The sequence below is a fragment of the Segatella copri genome (assembly GCF_019249795.2).
GTDB lineage: Bacteria > Bacteroidota > Bacteroidia > Bacteroidales > Bacteroidaceae > Prevotella > Prevotella copri_B.
Genome location: NZ_CP156891.1, coordinates 2,958,869 through 2,975,187 on the forward strand (window position 1 = coordinate 2,958,869; position 16,319 = coordinate 2,975,187).

Annotated in this window: 13 protein-coding genes; 7 read left to right on the forward strand and 6 right to left on the reverse strand. The window is 48.6% G+C overall.

What is annotated here, in order from left to right; genetic code table 11:
• Nucleotides 1-78: 78 nt before the first annotated feature.
• Complete coding sequence (locus tag KUA48_RS12240) at nt 79-597, forward strand: Lrp/AsnC family transcriptional regulator (RefSeq protein ID WP_006847783.1); 519 nt, start codon at nt 79-81, stop codon at nt 595-597.
• A 37-nt stretch (nt 598-634) separates the two neighbouring features.
• On the opposite strand, the gene KUA48_RS12245 is transcribed toward KUA48_RS12240, so the two are convergent.
• Together KUA48_RS12245 and KUA48_RS12250 are read right to left on the reverse strand one after the other, a co-directional pair.
• Nucleotides 635-1,174: a dihydrofolate reductase gene (locus KUA48_RS12245; protein ID WP_153080303.1), complete on the reverse strand. Its 540-nt coding sequence runs from the start codon at nt 1,172-1,174 to the stop codon at nt 635-637.
• Between the two features lie 3 nt (nt 1,175-1,177).
• Nucleotides 1,178-2,593, reverse strand: a complete 1,416-nt coding sequence (locus KUA48_RS12250; protein WP_218432325.1) for an RsmB/NOP family class I SAM-dependent RNA methyltransferase — start codon at nt 2,591-2,593, stop codon at nt 1,178-1,180.
• A gap of 132 nt (nt 2,594-2,725) precedes the next feature.
• Here KUA48_RS12250 and KUA48_RS12255 point away from each other — a divergent pair, with 132 nt between their 5' ends.
• From KUA48_RS12255 to KUA48_RS12265, 3 genes are read left to right on the forward strand one after another with little or no spacing between them, the layout of a single operon-like run.
• On the forward strand, nt 2,726-3,460 hold the full coding sequence (locus tag KUA48_RS12255) for a DUF6249 domain-containing protein (protein WP_147347501.1): 735 nt from the start codon (nt 2,726-2,728) through the stop codon (nt 3,458-3,460).
• Between the two features lie 31 nt (nt 3,461-3,491).
• The gene (locus tag KUA48_RS12260) at nt 3,492-4,031 is read left to right on the forward strand and encodes an RNA polymerase sigma factor (protein ID WP_118081245.1); all 540 of its coding nucleotides are present in this window, start codon (nt 3,492-3,494) and stop codon (nt 4,029-4,031) included.
• Nucleotides 4,021-4,473, forward strand: coding sequence for a DUF5056 domain-containing protein (locus tag KUA48_RS12265; protein WP_218432323.1), 453 nt, complete (start codon nt 4,021-4,023; stop codon nt 4,471-4,473). Before KUA48_RS12260 ends, KUA48_RS12265 begins: the two co-directional genes overlap by 11 nt.
• A 286-nt stretch (nt 4,474-4,759) precedes the next feature.
• Here KUA48_RS12265 and KUA48_RS12270 read toward each other — a convergent pair whose 3' ends face one another.
• From KUA48_RS12270 to carB, 3 genes are all read right to left on the reverse strand, one after another.
• Nucleotides 4,760-6,742, reverse strand: coding sequence for an OmpA family protein (locus tag KUA48_RS12270; protein ID WP_218432321.1), 1,983 nt, complete (start codon nt 6,740-6,742; stop codon nt 4,760-4,762).
• 6 nt (nt 6,743-6,748) lie between these two features.
• On the reverse strand, nt 6,749-8,908 hold the full coding sequence (locus KUA48_RS12275) for a DNA topoisomerase 3 (protein ID WP_153094138.1): 2,160 nt from the start codon (nt 8,906-8,908) through the stop codon (nt 6,749-6,751).
• A 208-nt stretch (nt 8,909-9,116) separates the two neighbouring features.
• Nucleotides 9,117-12,347, reverse strand: a complete 3,231-nt coding sequence (gene carB, locus KUA48_RS12280) for a carbamoyl-phosphate synthase (glutamine-hydrolyzing) large subunit (protein WP_153073270.1) — start codon at nt 12,345-12,347, stop codon at nt 9,117-9,119.
• A gap of 295 nt (nt 12,348-12,642) precedes the next feature.
• On the opposite strand from carB, the gene KUA48_RS12285 reads away from it, so the two are divergent.
• From KUA48_RS12285 to KUA48_RS12295, 3 genes are read left to right on the forward strand one after another with little or no spacing between them, the layout of a single operon-like run.
• Nucleotides 12,643-13,380, forward strand: a complete 738-nt coding sequence (locus KUA48_RS12285; protein ID WP_118254250.1) for a (Fe-S)-binding protein — start codon at nt 12,643-12,645, stop codon at nt 13,378-13,380.
• A complete protein-coding gene (locus KUA48_RS12290; protein WP_218432319.1) occupies nt 13,377-14,750 on the forward strand; it encodes a lactate utilization protein B in 1,374 nt (457 codons plus the stop codon). Before KUA48_RS12285 ends, KUA48_RS12290 begins: the two co-directional genes overlap by 4 nt.
• Nucleotides 14,747-15,325 (forward strand): LUD domain-containing protein, encoded by a 579-nt coding sequence (locus KUA48_RS12295; RefSeq protein WP_119227057.1) that lies wholly within the window; start codon nt 14,747-14,749, stop codon nt 15,323-15,325. Before KUA48_RS12290 ends, KUA48_RS12295 begins: the two co-directional genes overlap by 4 nt.
• Nucleotides 15,326-15,374: 49 nt before the next feature.
• Here KUA48_RS12295 and KUA48_RS12300 read toward each other — a convergent pair whose 3' ends face one another.
• Nucleotides 15,375-16,316 carry a GNAT family N-acetyltransferase gene (locus tag KUA48_RS12300; protein WP_119227056.1) on the reverse strand — a complete coding sequence of 314 codons (942 nt, stop codon included), beginning with the start codon at nt 16,314-16,316 and terminating at the stop codon, nt 15,375-15,377.
• Nucleotides 16,317-16,319 lie beyond the last annotated feature (3 nt).

The window sequence follows — 16,319 nt, forward strand, 5'->3', positions numbered from 1 at the left end:
TAATTTATCATGTTTTTCTCTTAAAAAATTGCTTTTATTAATTTTTTGTATTATCTTTGCAAGCAAATTATTAGTATTATGTCAAAACAAATTTTAGATTCATTAGATAGGCAGATTCTGAAGCTGATTTCTCAGGATGCCCGTATTCCATTTTTGGAAGTGGCACGCGCTTGCAACGTGAGCGGTGCTGCCATTCATCAGCGTGTTGCTAAACTTACAAATCTTGGTATCATCAAGGGTTCACAATTCATCATTGACCCAGAAAAGATAGGTTACGAAACTTGTGCTTATATGGGACTCTATCTGAAGGAGCCTGAGAAGTTTGACCAGGTTGTAGAGGAGTTGAAGAAGATTCCTGAGGTTGTAGAGTGTCACTATACTACAGGTGGTTTTGATATGTTTATCAAGATTTACGCGCTGAACAACCACCATCTCCTGGAAATCATCCATGATAAGTTGCAGCCATTGGGATTGTCTCGCAGCGAGACCATCATCTCTTTCAATGCATCTATCAACCGTCAGCTTTCTATGCAGGATCTCAAGAGTTTCAACGATGATGAAGAGGAAACTGATGAGGAGGCTGCAGCAGAGAAATAAGATATAAAAAGAAAAAAAGCAGTAGCTCCCTGCGGGATTACTGCCTTCTATAAAGGGTGAGGAATGTGAACGGTAAGCCGTTTTCATTCCTCATTTCTTTTTCTGTCACTTCCCATTCTGCCGGATTGATTTCCGGAAAGAAGGTATCGGCATGTTCAGGTTCCTTTTCTACGATTGTGAGATAAAGCTTGTCTGCAAAAGGCAAAGCCTGTTCATATATGCTGGCTCCTCCGATGATGAAACATTCATCTGAAGCTTCTTTGCTTCCAACCGTTTCTTTGTTTCCAACCTCTTCTTTCCTTGCTGCCTCTTCTTTCCTTGCTGCCAGCGCTTCTTCCAGAGAGGTGTATACTTCGCACCCTGTTATCTGCTCTCTTGTCTTCGAGATAACAATATTACGGCGGTTGGGCAAGGCTCCGTTAGGCAGCGACTCAAATGTCTTCCTGCCCATGATGATCGTATGTCCGGTTGTGAGCATACGAAATCGGGTCATGTCCGATGGGATGGCGTAGAGCAACCGGTTCTTGTACCCGATAGCTCTATGCACTTTGGATATACAGGCGATGATGCTAAGCATAAACTATAAACTGTTAACTGTAAACTGTTCTTCCGGAATATGGCTACTCTTGATCTTCCACTCCTGCGGATAGAGGTTGTTGGCACGGTTGCCAATGTTCTTTTCCCAGCCTATCGGAACCTGTCTGTAGGTTATCAGAACATACCCCTTAGGCGTATCGGCAGGCAGATTCACAGTCTCCTTGCGAAGGTAGCGGATGGCATCATCGTAGGATAACTCCACCTGTGGGAAGTGATCTTTGTTGAGCATCGTAGAGAGAGCGAGAGCCTGGTCGGGAATGAGACCCTTTCCCTTGTCTGTTCCCAGTTTCACACCTGCATGCAGCACCTTCAGGTTCTTTTCAGCCTGGTTGTAGATGTCTTTCCATCTGCCCGGGATGGCGTAAACCGTCTCGTTGCTTTCTGCAGGCATCCATTCCGTATCAGCCTTCAGCCAGCCGTCAGGAATCTCCGGTCCCTTTCCTTTAGCCACCTTCTTGTCTTTCTTCTTCTTATCCTTCCTGTTCTCCTTGGCTGGTGAGCCGGCTTCCCATTCGCCCTCTTTCTTCAGAATCGCCATAAACAGACCTTCGCCTCGCGAAACGCCAGGAATGAACCGGTAAACCGGGAAGTCGGTGCCCGTGAGGTTGCGGGTGATGTTCCATGTATCTTCTACACCCTCCAGTGCCATCACTTCAGCGCCAAGTTCTTCGCATATCCAGTCCACGTTCTCCTCATCTTCGTGCGCATTGAAGGTGCAGGTAGAGTAAATCAGGATACCGCCTGGCTTCAGACAGTTCCAGATATCCGATACGATTTCGCGCTGCAGCTGCCAGCAGTTGTTCACATTCTGGGTACTCCATTCGCCGATAGCCCCTTCATCTTTGCGGAACATTCCTTCGCCGGAGCAGGGAACATCGGTAAGAATCACATCAAACTGCAACTTAGATTTCTTGTAATCGCGGGGATAGTTGTTGGTAACAATCATATCCGGATGACCGAACTTCTGTACGTTTTCGGCAAGAATCTGTGAGCGGGTGCGCATCGGTTCGTTGCTGAAGAGCAGACTCCCTTCCGGCAAGGCAGCCCTTACGGCTGTCGACTTTCCGCCAGGGGCAGCACAGAGATCCAGCATCATCACCGGTTCTTTTACGTACTGTCGGATAGCCATATCTACAAACATAGATGAGGCTTCCTGTACATAATATAAGCCGGCATGCAGCAGCGGATCGAAGGTGAATCCGGGACGCGTAGAGAGATAACGTCCGGTTTCCGGACACCAGGGAACCGGTTCGCCATCAGCATCCTTGCATTTAAAAGGATTGATGCGGATACTGGTTGGTGCCTCCTCTTCAAGGATAGCATGCTCCAGACGCTGATACAGCTTTTCGCCCATCAGTGCCTGCGTATATGTTCTGAAATCTTCAGGTAATGTCTTCATTCTGTTTCTTTTTCTTTAATTTGTTTGCAAAAATAAGAAATTTTTCGTTTCTTTGCAACTAAATCGCGAAGAGATGCGTCTAAGAAGCAGAAATTTTTCAAATAACAAGGTAAAACAGTAAAAAATAATGATATGAAGAAAGCAATATTGGCATTAGCGCTCGTTATGAGCATCGGAGCCACCCAAGTGTCTTTGGCGTCTTCTGCTCCAAAACATCGTTATCATCCAACTACCCAACAGGTAGATTCAAAGGCTGCTCCTGCATCTGCCGCACAGCCATCTGCTTCGAAGGATAAAGACGACGAGGCGTTGGAGGCTTATTCTGATACAACCAGTACAGATTCGGCCAACTATGATGATTATGATGAGAATGATAATAAGTCTGTTCATTCTAGATACAGTTTAGACAACTATGATGATCCGTTCGATTTCATCGGTTCGGTATTTGGTGGCGGAGCGCTGGCTGTTATGATCATCTTCTGTATCATCTTCGGTCTGCTATTTGTCTTTGCTCCGCTGATCATCGTATTTCTGGTTATCAGATATCTGATTCGCCGCCACAACGACCGGATGAAACTGGCGGAAATGGCGATGGAGAAGGGCATCAATGTTCCGGAAAGCGACCGGCCGATAGACAAGCAGAGCGATGAGTATCTGGTAAAGCGTGGATTGAGAAATGCCTTCCTGGGAGCCGGTTTGTGCGCCATGTTTGCCTGGTGGGATGCTGATTTCCTGGCTGGCATCGGAGCCCTGGTCTTCTTCTATGGATTGGGACAGACCCTCATAGGTTCGCTTCCAGCCATCAAGGATTGGTGGAGAAACCGCCATGGCGATCAGGGCACAGGTTATAATGGAACTCCGGTATAAAAATCAAACAACAATTATTAGTTAATATATAGTGGAAAAGTTATCCGATATTTCTCTCGTCACGAAGGTGGTGATGCTTCATGACCGCAAGTCGTTCGACTTGCTGGTCAGGAAGTATCAGTCACCCATTCGTGGGTTCTTCCTACGGCAGACGCTGGGGGATGCGCAGCTGAGTGACGACTTGGCGCAGGATACCTTTGTGAAGGCTTATACCCATCTGTCGGGTTTCAGGGGTACAGCCAGCTTTTCCACTTGGCTTTATCGTATCGCCTATAATGTGTGGTATGATTATACCCGCAGTTATAAGGAAACGCAGGATATCGATACGCCGGCGGTTGCCCGACAGAATGCGCAGGGAGTGAATACCGGACTGAAGATGGATTTACTCAATGCCCTGCGGATATTGAGCGAGAACGAACGTACATGCATCACGCTGCAGCTGATGGATGGTCTCTCTATAGATAAGATTGCAGAGGTGACGGGAATGGCGCAAGGCACCATTAAGTCGCATCTCTCTCGTGGAAAACAGAAACTTGCAAGTTATTTAAAAAAGAATGGTTATGACCGATAAGATAAATGATAAGAAGTTGGAGAGCATGAAAGGGGAACCGTTGGCCCCTCAGGATGAAGAACTCTTACAGATGTTCTTTTCCGATTGCCAGATGTCAGAGATTCCTGATGACGGATTCTCCGACAGGGTGATGCAGGCCTTGCCGGCTTTACCCGAAACTGGTACAGCGATGTCGCTGGTTAAGCGCCAGCGTCTGGAACATTTATGGACGGCAGCCTGTGTGGCAGCAGGCATCATCATAGCAGTAGTCTGTCAGGGATGGGAACAGATTCAGGGGTGGCTTTTCTCTATGAAGATAGATTTCCTCCTCTCCGGTTCGCGTGCCCTTACGCATGTGGCAGATTCCATCGCCCACTCTCAGAATCTCCTGATGGTGCTGGCTGGCTTCGTTGTCCTCATCATGGTTTGGGGATATAATGAACTGGCTGATGCACGTCAGTAGGCTTCTTCCCTGATATCAATTGTATGAATGATCAACTCTTTCTATTAGCAGAATAGTTTTTAGTGCTAATAGAAAGAGTTTTTTATTACTATAAATATCATCTTTATGCTCTTGAAATCTCCGTTCATCGACGCTGAACGGACATTCAACGTCGCTGAACGGATATTCAACGTCGCTGAACGGACATTCAGCGTCGATGAACGAAGATTTAATATTGCTGAATATAGAAAAACAAATAGGTGCTGCTACTTTTTCAGTAGAGCACCTATGCTTATGATATCGGTTTCTAAAACAATTTATAGGTAGTGCGGAGCACTTTGAACTCGGTTCGGCGGTTCAGCTGGTTGCAGATTTCCTGATGCTCCTTGCTCTGCTTCAGGATAAATTCTTCGTTGAGCACATCGCCTTCCTTGAGCCAAGGATACTTCACGGTAAGTTTCTTGCGCACATTCTTCGGCTTCTCCTTGCCGTAGCCCACAGGGGTGAGGCGCTCTTTCTCTATGCCGTGTTTTATCAGATAGTCTACTACCGATTGGGCGCGGCGCTGAGACAGATGCTTGTTATATTCGCTGTTTCCCTTGTAGTCGCAATGGGCGCTGAGTTCGATGGTAACGTGCGGGTTCTCTTTCAGCAGCGTTACCAGCTGGTCGAGGGCTGTTGTACTGGCTTCGGTAAGGGTTGCCTTGTCGAAATCGTAGAAGATGTTGTCGATGAGTACAGGGGCTGTGATGGAAGCCAGCGGGAACTGGAGCACGTATTCCTTACTCTCTTTAGCTGAATCAACCCGAAGTTCTTCCTTGTGGTTGAGGTAGCCTTTGCAGGATGCCATCACCAGGTAGTCGACATGCGGATTGATAGGGAGGACAAACGAACCGTCGCCCTTGACGGATAGTTTCCTGTTCGTTCCGTCGTTGCCTACGATTCTGACCTCTGCGGCAGGCAGTTCATAACCGTCTTTCTCGTAAACCCATCCCTTCATTGTGGTAACAATCTCCGGATTCTCGAAGGAGTAGATATGATCGTAGCCTCTTCCGTCTTTTCTGTTAGAGCAGAAGAAACCCTGATTGTGGAGACCTTCGAAAGTCATTCCGAAGTCATCGGCTTCTGTATTCAGCGGATAGCCGGGGTGGGTGAGTTCATATTTCCGGGTGATGGAATTTACTTTGGCGATATAGATGTCGAGTCCGCCCATTCCCACATGACCGTTGCTGCTGAAGTAAAAGTCGCCGTTAGGGCGGAAGGTAGGGAACATCTCATCGCCTGGTGTGTTGATAGGTTCGCCCAGGTTCTCTACGCCGCCCAGTCCGGCAGGAGTGATGCGCACTCGCCAGATGTCGAGTCCGCCTTTTCCGCCCGGCATGTCTGATACGAAATAGAGCCATTCGCCATCAGGGGAGATGGCTGGATGGGCAAAACAGCTGAGTGTATCTTTGCTGATTTCCAGATTCGTAGGCTTGCTCCAGGCTGCATCTGAGCGGTTGGAGGTTACTATCTGGGCTAAGCGGGGCGAAGTGGGATCGGTGGCACACTGGGTGAGGTACATCTGCTTGCCGTCTGGGGTAAAGCAGCATGCGCCCTCTTCGTAGTCGGTGTTGAGACCGGTTCCGATGGCTTCCGGCTTGCTCCATTTGCCTTTGTCGTTCTTTTCAGAGAAGAAAATGTCGGCAGATTTCGTTCCTGTCACTCCGTTCAGGTCGCTGCCCTGGGCTTCGTTGCGGGTTGAGGTGAAATAGAGCTGACTGTAGTCATCGCTGAGGAACATCGGCGAATAGTCGTCTCTTCGGGAGTTGAAAACATCCATCCGCTTTACCTTGTACCGGCTTCCTTCCTTCTTCCAGACTGGGGCTTTCTGTGCCGATTCGAGTCCGTTCTTTACCAGCACGTTGTCGGGCATGGAATCGAGCAGGAATTCGAATTCCTTGGCAGCCTGTCTGTAACTTCCGTTCTTCAGGAGAAGCCGTGCGTAAGCCAGGCGGTCGTTGAGGTCTGCCTGCTTGTATCGGATGGCATTGCTGTAGGCTGCCAGTGCCTTCGGCGTACTGTTGATTTTATCATAGCAGCGTGCCATCTTCAGAGCCACCTTGCCCCGGGCAGCCCGCTCTTTGGTAGGTGTCTTGGTGTACACCTTTTTATATTGGGTTGCCGCATCGTAGTATTCGCCTAAAGAAAGATGCTTGTCTGCTTTCTTCAGGTTCTGTTCAATGCCGCAACTTATCAGAAAGAGGCAGCTGATTGCTGTTATGATTTGATAAAATCTTATTTGTTTCATATTGATTTACATCTGCGAGAATGGCTGACGATATTGGCAGCCTGCCTTCCAGTTGCTGCAGCCATAGGCGGTCTTGCCCTTGATGATGACGCCCTTGCCGCAGAGCGGACATGGTTTGCCAACCATTGGGTCGGCAGCTGGAGCCGGCTGAGCAGGAGCATTCTGAGAATCTGTATTCTGTGCTGCTGCCTTATCGGCTTTCTTGGCTGGAGCCTTTCGGGCAGCCGGTTTCTTGGCAGCCGGTTTCTTCTTGAGGTCTTCCTCTGTCATGATGGTCACTCTCCGGTTGCTGTTGTCTGACAACACATCGATGACAATCTTGTTGATCTGTTCTTTCAGTCCGTTGATGAAGTCGGCAGGATCGTAGGTCTTGTGCTCGATGTCGCGGAGTTTCTTCTCCCAGATACCGGTCAGTTCGCAACTCTTCAGCAGTTCCTCATGGATGGTGTCAATGAGTTCGATGCCTGTCGGGGTTGCCATCAGATTCTTGCGCTGGCGACGGATGTAGTGGCGCTTGAAGAGGGTCTCGATGATGCCGGCACGGGAGGAAGGTCTGCCGATTCCGTTCTCCTTCAATGCTGCACGAAGTTCTTCGTCTTCTACGAATTTACCGGCTGTCTCCATCGCACGCAGCAGGGTTGCCTCGGTATAATACTTAGGTGGCGTGGTCCATTTCTCCGTCAGGGTAGGCTGATGTTCTCCCGATTCGCCTTTTGTGAAGGATGGGAGGGTTCTTTCTTCTACCACTTCCTTCTTGGCGCCGTTTCCTGAGTCTGCGTTTCCGTTGGCGTTATCTGAAGCATCATCGTCATCTGCATTCTTTACATCCTTGGCATAGACTACTCGCCAGCCCGGTTCGAGAATCTCCTTACCGCTCACCTTGAACTCTATCTTCTCCGGTTTCGGTCCATCTTCGTTGATGACTTCGCCCAAAACGGTGGTGGTGGAGAATTTACAGTCCGGATAGAACACGCTGATGAATCGCTTGGCGATGAGATCATAGACATTCGCCTCCATATCGGTGAGTCCGGTTGGCGGAACTCCGGTTGGGATGATGGCGTGGTGATCGGTTACCTTGCTGTTATCGAATACCTTCTTGCTCTTCGGCAACTTCTTGCCGGTGGCTGCGAGTTGCTGGATGAGTGGGAGGTATTTCTGCTGACTGGCTATCTTTGCCTGGCTCACACCGTTCAGAATCTGCGGACATTTCGGATAGATATCGTCGGTCAGGAACTGGGTATCTACACGAGGATAAGTGGTGTACTTCTTCTCGTAGAGACTCTGGATGAGCTTCAGCGTAATATCGGCAGAGTAGGCAAACTTCTTGTTGCAATCCACCTGTAGCGAGGTGAGGTCGTAGAGATGAGGTGGCGCCTCGTTTCCCTTCTTCTTGCTTACATCGGTAACGGTGAAGGGTTTGCCGGCGATGGTGCTGAAAGCCTTCTCGCCTTCCTCCTTGCTGGTAAACTTGCCGCTGGTTGCCGTAAACTGGGTGTCGCGATAGATGGTGGCGAGTACCCAGTAAGGTTCGGAAACGAAGTTGTCGATTTCCTTCTGGCGGTTTACGATGAGGGCAAGGGTAGGGGTCTGCACCCGACCGATGCTGAGCACCTGTCGATTCTGTCCATATTTCAATGTATAAAGTCGGGTGGCGTTCATACCGAGAATCCAGTCGCCGATGGCACGGGAAAGTCCGGCAAGATAGAGTGACTGGTATTCGGTCTGGTCTTTCAGTTCCTGGAAGCCCTGCTTGATGGCTTCATCGGTCATGGACGAAATCCACAGTCTCTTGACGGGGCATTTCGCCTGCGCTTTCTGCATCACCCATCTCTGGATAAGCTCTCCTTCCTGTCCGGCGTCACCGCAGTTGATGATGCTGTCGGCAGCCTGCATCAGTTTCTCGATGGTAGCAAACTGCTTCTTGATGCCTTCATCGTTGATGAGCTTGATACCGAATCGCTGTGGAATCATCGGCAACGCCGAAAGGCTCCAATGTTTCCACATCGGAGTATAATCATCCGGTTCCTTCAGCTCACAAAGGTGGCCGAAGGTCCATGTTACTTGGTAACCATTACCTTCCATATAACCGTCGCGTGCCGTGGTAGCCCCGATGATTCGGGCGATATCCTTAGCCACACTCGGTTTCTCTGCTATACAAACTATCATGTTTTATTCTTATTTCTGTTTGCAAAGGTACAATAAAATAATGAGATAGCCATCATTTCGCCTCCTTTTTCTCATTGCCGGGAATAAAAAAAGCCCTGTAAGGCTTGGGCACAATCTAGAACTTGTGCCTTGCCTTACAGGGCGTATTTTATAAATATCTGCGTAATCTTCGCAATCTGCGTGAGATAAAAATTATTCCCGCGTGCGATTACTCGTACTCCTGCCAGCTCTTAATCTGCAACTGGTCCTGGCTCATTGTGCAGAATGCCTCGATGAAGGCTGAAGCCAGACGGGCATTGGTGAACAGAGGAATGTTGTGGTCGATGGCGCCACGACGGATTCTGTAACCATTGGTCAACTCACGCTTGGTGTGATTCTTAGGGATGTTGACGATGAGGTCGAACTTGTGGTCGGCAATCATCTGCATCACGTTAGGAAGATCCTTTTGGTCCTCATCAGGCCATCCTACGGCTGTAGCCTTCACGTTGTTCTCGTTGAGGAACTTCGCTGTACCGGCTGTAGCATAGATGGTGTAACCGTTCTTCACCAGCGCCTGTGCAGCATCGAGCAGAGAAGCCTTCTCCTTGGCACCACCGCTTGAAAGCATGATGCCCTTGTCCTTAGAAGGAATCTTGTAGCCGGTAGCAATCAATGAGTTGAGCAATGCCTCTTCGAAAGTATCACCCATACAGCCTACCTCACCGGTAGAGCTCATATCCACACCCAAAACTGGGTCGGCGTTCTGCAAGCGGGCGAATGAGAACTGGGATGCCTTCACACCCATACGGTCGATATCGAAAGCAGACTTATCCGGTTTCTGATATGGAGCATCGAGCATGATGCGGGTAGCCGTTTCGATGAAGTTGCGCTTCAATACCTTGCTTACAAATGGGAACGAACGGGATGCACGGAGGTTACACTCGATTACCTTTACATCACGACCCTTAGCCAGGTACTGGATATTGAAAGGACCAGAGATGTTGAGCTCCTTGGCGATGGCACGTGAAATCTTCTTGATCTGACGGGCTGTAGCGAAGGAAATCTGCTGGGCTGGGAAGGTCATGGTTGCGTCACCAGAGTGAACACCAGCATACTCTACGTGCTCTGAAATACCATACTCTACAATCTCACCGTTCTGGGCAACACCATCGAACTCAATCTCGTTGGTCTCTGTCATAAACTGAGAGATAACTACTGGGTATTCCTTAGAAACCTCAGAAGCTGCCTCCAGGAAGCGACGCAACTCATCATCATCGTGGCAAACGTTCATGGCTGCACCGGAAAGAACGTAGGAAGGACGAACGAGAACAGGATAGCCTACCTCGTCGATGAACTTCTGGACATCCTCCATTGATGTGAGGGCGCTCCACTTAGGCTGGTCGATACCCAACTTATCGAGCATGGCAGAGAACTTACCGCGGTTCTCGGCACGGTCGATGTTGACTGGAGATGTACCCAGAATTGGCACAGACTGGCGATGAAGCTTCATAGCCAGGTTGTTTGGAATCTGACCACCCACAGAAACAATCACGCCACGTGGTGACTCCAGGTCGATGACATCGAGTACACGCTCGAATGAAAGCTCATCGAAGTAGAGACGGTCGCACATATCGTAGTCGGTAGATACGGTCTCCGGGTTGTAGTTGATCATGATTGACTTGTAACCCAACTTGCGGGCTGTATTGATGGCGTTTACTGAACACCAGTCGAACTCTACGGAAGAACCGATGCGGTAAGCACCCGAACCGAGAACGATGACAGACTTCTCGTTCTTGTAGTAGTTGATGTCGTACCCCTCTACAGCGTATGTCATGTAGAGATAGTTGGTGAGGTCAGGATGCTCGCTTGCCACAGTAGGGATGCGCTTTACGGCAGGAAGAATGTTCAGCTTCTTGCGCAGGGCACGAACAGCCAGCACCTCCTTCTCCATGTTGGTATCTTTGGTCTTCAATACGAAGCGGCCAATCTGGAAGTCAGAGAAGCCCAATACCTTAGCCTCGCGCAATACCTCGGCAGGAATCTCCTCCAGAGTATTATATTCAGAAAGCTTGTGCTTGTAATCTACGATATTCTTCATGCGCTCGATGAACCAAGGATCAATCTTGGTCAACTCCTCGATGCGCTCGATGGTGTAACCTTCCTCCAAAGCCTGGGCGATGGCGAAGATACGGAGGTCGGTAGGGTTAGAAAGTTCCTCATCCAAGTTATTAAACTTGGTGTGGTCGTTGCCTACGAAACCGTGCATTCCCTGACCAATCATACGGAGACCCTTCTGGAGCATCTCCTCGAATGAACGGCCGATAGACATGATTTCGCCTACAGACTTCATGGAAGAACCAATCTTGCGGCTTACACCGGCAAATTTGGTAAGGTCCCAACGAGGAATCTTACAGATCATATAGTCGAGTGATGGAGCCACATAAGCTGAGTTAGGAGTACCCATCTCACCAATCTGGTCGAGCGTATAACCGAGGGCAATCTTGGCAGCAACGAAGGCGAGCGGATAACCGGTAGCCTTAGATGCGAGGGCAGAAGAACGGCTCAAGCGAGCATTGATCTCGATGATACGGTAGTCGTTGGTCTCAGCATTGAAAGCATACTGGATGTTGCACTCACCCACGATGTTGAGGTGACGGACGCACTTCACGGCGATGTCCTGCAACATCTTCACCTGCTCGTCGGTAAGAGAACAGGTTGGAGCCACCACGATAGACTCACCTGTGTGAATACCCAGTGGGTCGAAGTTTTCCATAGAGGCAACGGTGAAGCAACGGTCGTTAGCATCACGGATGCACTCGAACTCAATCTCCTTCCATCCCTTCAGGCTCTCCTCAACAAGCACCTGAGGTGCGAAAGTGAAGGCAGATTCAGCAATCTCCTTAAACTCCTCTTCGGTCTTGCAGACACCAGAACCGAGACCACCCAGCGCGTAGGCAGAACGGATCATGATAGGGTAGCCGATGTTGCGTGCCGCAGCCACAGCCTCCTCCATGTTCTCGCAAGCGTGGCTTACTGGAACCTTGAGGTCAACCTTGTTAAGCTCCTTTACGAAGAGGTCGCGGTCTTCCGTGTTCATGATAGCCTCTACCGAAGTACCCAACACATCCACACCATACTCCTTGAGCACACCGTTGAGGTAAAGTTCTGTACCAACGTTCAAACCCGTCTGTCCACCCCAAGCCAGCATGATGCCATCTGGGCGCTCCTTCTTGATAATTTCAGTTACAAAAAAAGGTGTCACCGGCAAGAAATAAACCTTGTCAGCAATACCTTCACTTGTCTGAATTGTAGCAACGTTTGGATTAATGAGGACGGAACTAATACCCTCCTCGCGCAAAGCCTTGAGAGCCTGCGAACCGGAATAGTCAAACTCACCTGCCTGGCCGATCTTCAAAGCACCGGAACCCAGAACGAGGACTTTCTTAAGCTGTTTCTTCATCATTAAATATAACTATAAGTTTGTTCTTTATATGTCTTGGTATTTATGTTTTTAGCAACTAAACTGCATTTGCGTTAGTTCACAAATGGTAGACACACTATTTCTAGATGCAAAGTTACGCTATTTATTTGATTATTCCAAATTTTCTGCAATTCTTTACAGTTAAATAACATCAAATCTCATAATTTCTTCCCTAAAATCTTTTATTATTACTATTTTTTTGTTACTTTTGCAGCGGCTTTTAGTCATGTATAAAAAGAATAAACAAATAGCAAACAAGATAAATATAACAACAATGAAAGTCGGATTATTCGTCCCTTGTTATGTGGATGCCCTTTACCCTGAAGCGGGTGTGGCTACATACAAGTTGCTTAAGCATTACGGACTAGACGTGGGTTATCCCGAAAAACAGACTTGCTGCGGCCAGCCAATGGCTAATGCCGGTTTTCAGGACAAGTCGGAGAAGGTCATAGAGACATTTGATGAGCTGTTCAAGGATTACGATTATATCGTAGCTCCTTCTGCCTCATGTGCTGCTTACGTAAAGGTGTATTATCCTAAAATCCTTGAGGGTAAGCACGAGTGTATTTCCTCAAAGAAAATCATGGATGTTGTGGAGTTCCTTCACGATGTGCTGAAGGTGGATCATGTGCCGGGCAAGTTCCCGCATGTGGTGAGTGTACACAACAGTTGCCACGGTGTGCGCGAACTGGGATTGTCATCTCCTTCTGAGCGCCACATCAAGCCTTTCAACAAAATCATTGACTTATTAAATATGGTGGAAGGTATTACCATCCACGAACCGGAGCGTAAGGATGAGTGCTGCGGATTCGGCGGTATGTTCTCTATTGAGGAACCTGCCGTTTCTACCCGTATGGGCGAGGACAAGATCAAGCGCCACATGGCTACAGGTGCTGAGTATGTAACGGGTCCGGATTCTTCCTGCCTGATGCACATGGCGGGAATCGCCAAGAAGGAGAAGATGCCGATCAAGTTTATTCATGTTGTTCAAATATTAGCTGCAGGACTATGAGTACAGAACATTCCAAGAGAGCTGCGAAGTTTACGCAGAATGTAGAGAAGACCACCTGGCACGATGCTACCTTCTGGTCTGTTCGTCAGAAAAGAGATAGAATGGCGCAGGGACTTCCTGAGTGGGAAGATCTCCGCGAGCATGCGTCTGAAATCAAGATGCACACGATTACCCATCTTGCCGATTATCTCGATATGTTTTCCAAGAATCTGGAGAGCCGCGGGGTAAAGGTTCACTGGGCAAAGGATGCGCAGGAATTCAATGAGATTGTGCTCGGTATTCTGAAAGACCATAACGTGAAGAAGATGGTGAAGTCGAAGTCGATGCTCACCGAGGAGTGCGAGATGAATCCTTATCTGGAGCAGCACGGCATTGACGTGGTAGAGACAGACCTGGGTGAGCGCATCATCCAGCTTCTGGGTCAGAAGCCTAGCCATATCGTGATGCCTGCCATCCACCTGAAGCGTGAGGAGGTAGGTAAGATGTTCGAGGAGAAGGGTATCTCCAAGGAAATCGGCAACTACGATCCTACTTACCTGACCCGCTGTGCCCGTCATCATCTCCGCGACCAGTTTATGGAAGCTGGAGCAGGTATGACCGGATGTAACTTCGGTGTGGCTGCTACCGGCGATTGCGTGGTTTGCACCAACGAGGGTAATGCGGATATGACTACTTCCATGCCTAAGCTCCATATCGTAGCGATGGGTATTGAGAAACTGGTTCCTGATTATAAGTCATTGGCTGTATTCCAGCGTCTGCTTTGCCGCTGCGGAACCGGTCAGCCTACCACCGCCTTCACTTCTCATTTCCGCCAGGCTCGTCCGGGTGCCGAGATGCATGTGGTGCTGGTGGATAATGGCAGAAGCGATATTCTCGCCGATAAGGACCACTGGCAGACTTTGAAATGTATGCGTTGCGGAGCCTGCATGAATACCTGTCCGGTTTATCGTCGTTCAGGCGGTTACAGTTACACCTATTTTATACCGGGTCCTATTGGTGTGAACCTGGGTATGCTGAAGAATCCTCAGAAGTACAGCGACAATGTTTCTGCCTGCACCTTGTGCTTGTCTTGCGACAATGTCTGTCCTTCCAAGGTAGGACCAGGTTCGCAGATTTACGTATGGCGCCAGAGTCTGGAGAAGTTGGGCAAGGCAGATCCTGTGAAGAAGGCGATGTCGAATGGTATGAAGCATCTCTTCGACCGTCCTGCGCTCTACACCACAGCCCTGAAGTTTGCTCCGCTTGTCAATCTGGTTCCTGAATGCTGTACGCACTTCAGCAATTGGAATGCCTGGGGCATCGGTCACGCCATGCCTGAGTTTGCCAAGAAGAGTTTTCATCAATTATGGAAGGAGGGAAAAGTAAAATGAAGAAAGAAGATTTCCTGAACAAGTTGCGCAAGAATACGCATGTTCAATTCGATATGCCTGCCGTAGATGTGAAGGGTATCCAGTATGAGGATACGCTGAAACAGTTTATTGAGATGACGGAATCGGTAGGTGGCCATGTGATAGAAGCGAAGGAGGGTGAGAGTCTGGATGAGCTGGTGAAGAAGGCTTATCCGGAAGCCAAGGTCTTTGCCTCTCATCTGCCAGAAATCACGATTGCCCAGAAGAATCCTGATACGGTGACTGAGGCTAATGACCTGAATGGTACTGATGTGGGTATTGTTCGTGGTGAAGTGGGTGTTGCCGAGAATGGCTGCGTCTGGATTCCTCAGACCATGAAGGAGAAAGCGGTGCTTTTCATCTCGGAATACCTTGTGATATTCCTCGAAAAAGAGAAGATTGTGAACAATATGCATGAGGCTTATGCCCGTATTGAGATGGATCCGAAGTACAATTTCGGTACTTTCATCAGTGGTCCTTCCAAGACAGCCGATATCGAGCAGGCTCTGGTTATGGGTGCGCAAGCTGCTCGTGGTGTGACAGTTATACTCTTGTAAAAGGCAGAAATCCCGAAACTCACTATCGTGTGAACTTCGGGATTTCTCTTTATACTGTCCATTCATAGGTGTCGTAAACCACGCCTCTTCCTCCGAAACCTTCTTTCTGGTAGATGAGGCTGGTGTTGAGCACCTTTCCTCCTTCTTCATTAGATGTTCCGAAATCGAAATAATCAAAATCCTTATACCTTATATTAATGAGATTCAGAAACAAAGCATCGAGTGCATGCGCCTTTTTTCCCTCTTCTGATGCGGAAATATACTGCGTGTGAACCACTTTTCTGCTGATGTACAGAACGGTTCCGCCTAGCATCTTGCCAGATTCTTCTCGGGCAACATACAGTTTGATATTGTCAGGGAAAGATGTTTTCAGTCTGCTCATCTCTTGCAAGGTATGAACAGGATGAGCCTGATAGGTGTTCATCAGGTTTTCGGTTAAAATGCTCCAAAACGTTTCGTAATCCTCACTTTCTTCAATGAAGATTCCTTTTCCCAGGGCTTTCCTTGCGCCCGATTTTCTGATATTATACCATTTCAGCGGATGCTTCAGGTCGATGACAGCCGCAATGTTTCTGGCGCAGATTTGCGCCCGGCATTCCTTGAAGAGAGCATAGAGGTCTTCTTCGGCTGGCAGTTGCTGGTAAATCCAGGGTATCGGTTTGTAGATGCACTTGCGGAAACCTGCCTGCTTCAGGTATGTGTTGATGGCAACGAAAACCTGACAGATATTTTCTGCTGAGGCGTGTCCGGTAGTGAGCAGTCCGGCATAGGTGAGTCCCTGATGAGAATAGAAAACATCTCCGTCCTCATTGGCAGGGAGTAAGGCATAGAGCTTGTTGTTGTGGAAAATCATGAGCGAATGGTCATGGAAACGGTCGCTGTGATAATCCATGTAGGAGCGGTTGAGAAGGAAGGTGGCGTTGCGTGCATGTTCTACATAGGCATTCCAGACTTCCTTGTCTGCATCGTTGTATTTTCTGATCTCAAACATGAT

Coding starts and splice junctions, on each gene's coding strand:
- KUA48_RS12240 (WP_006847783.1), top strand. CDS start 79: ATGTCAAAACAAATTTTAGATTCATTAGATAGGCAGATTCTGAAGCTG.
- KUA48_RS12245 (WP_153080303.1), bottom strand. CDS start 1,174: ATGCTTAGCATCATCGCCTGTATATCCAAAGTGCATAGAGCTATCGGG.
- KUA48_RS12250 (WP_218432325.1), bottom strand. CDS start 2,593: ATGAAGACATTACCTGAAGATTTCAGAACATATACGCAGGCACTGATG.
- KUA48_RS12255 (WP_147347501.1), top strand. CDS start 2,726: ATGAAGAAAGCAATATTGGCATTAGCGCTCGTTATGAGCATCGGAGCC.
- KUA48_RS12265 (WP_218432323.1), top strand. CDS start 4,021: ATGACCGATAAGATAAATGATAAGAAGTTGGAGAGCATGAAAGGGGAA.
- KUA48_RS12270 (WP_218432321.1), bottom strand. CDS start 6,742: ATGAAACAAATAAGATTTTATCAAATCATAACAGCAATCAGCTGCCTC.
- KUA48_RS12275 (WP_153094138.1), bottom strand. CDS start 8,908: ATGATAGTTTGTATAGCAGAGAAACCGAGTGTGGCTAAGGATATCGCC.
- carB (WP_153073270.1), bottom strand. CDS start 12,347: ATGAAGAAACAGCTTAAGAAAGTCCTCGTTCTGGGTTCCGGTGCTTTG.
- KUA48_RS12285 (WP_118254250.1), top strand. CDS start 12,643: ATGAAAGTCGGATTATTCGTCCCTTGTTATGTGGATGCCCTTTACCCT.
- KUA48_RS12290 (WP_218432319.1), top strand. CDS start 13,377: ATGAGTACAGAACATTCCAAGAGAGCTGCGAAGTTTACGCAGAATGTA.
- KUA48_RS12295 (WP_119227057.1), top strand. CDS start 14,747: ATGAAGAAAGAAGATTTCCTGAACAAGTTGCGCAAGAATACGCATGTT.
- KUA48_RS12300 (WP_119227056.1), bottom strand. CDS start 16,316: ATGTTTGAGATCAGAAAATACAACGATGCAGACAAGGAAGTCTGGAAT.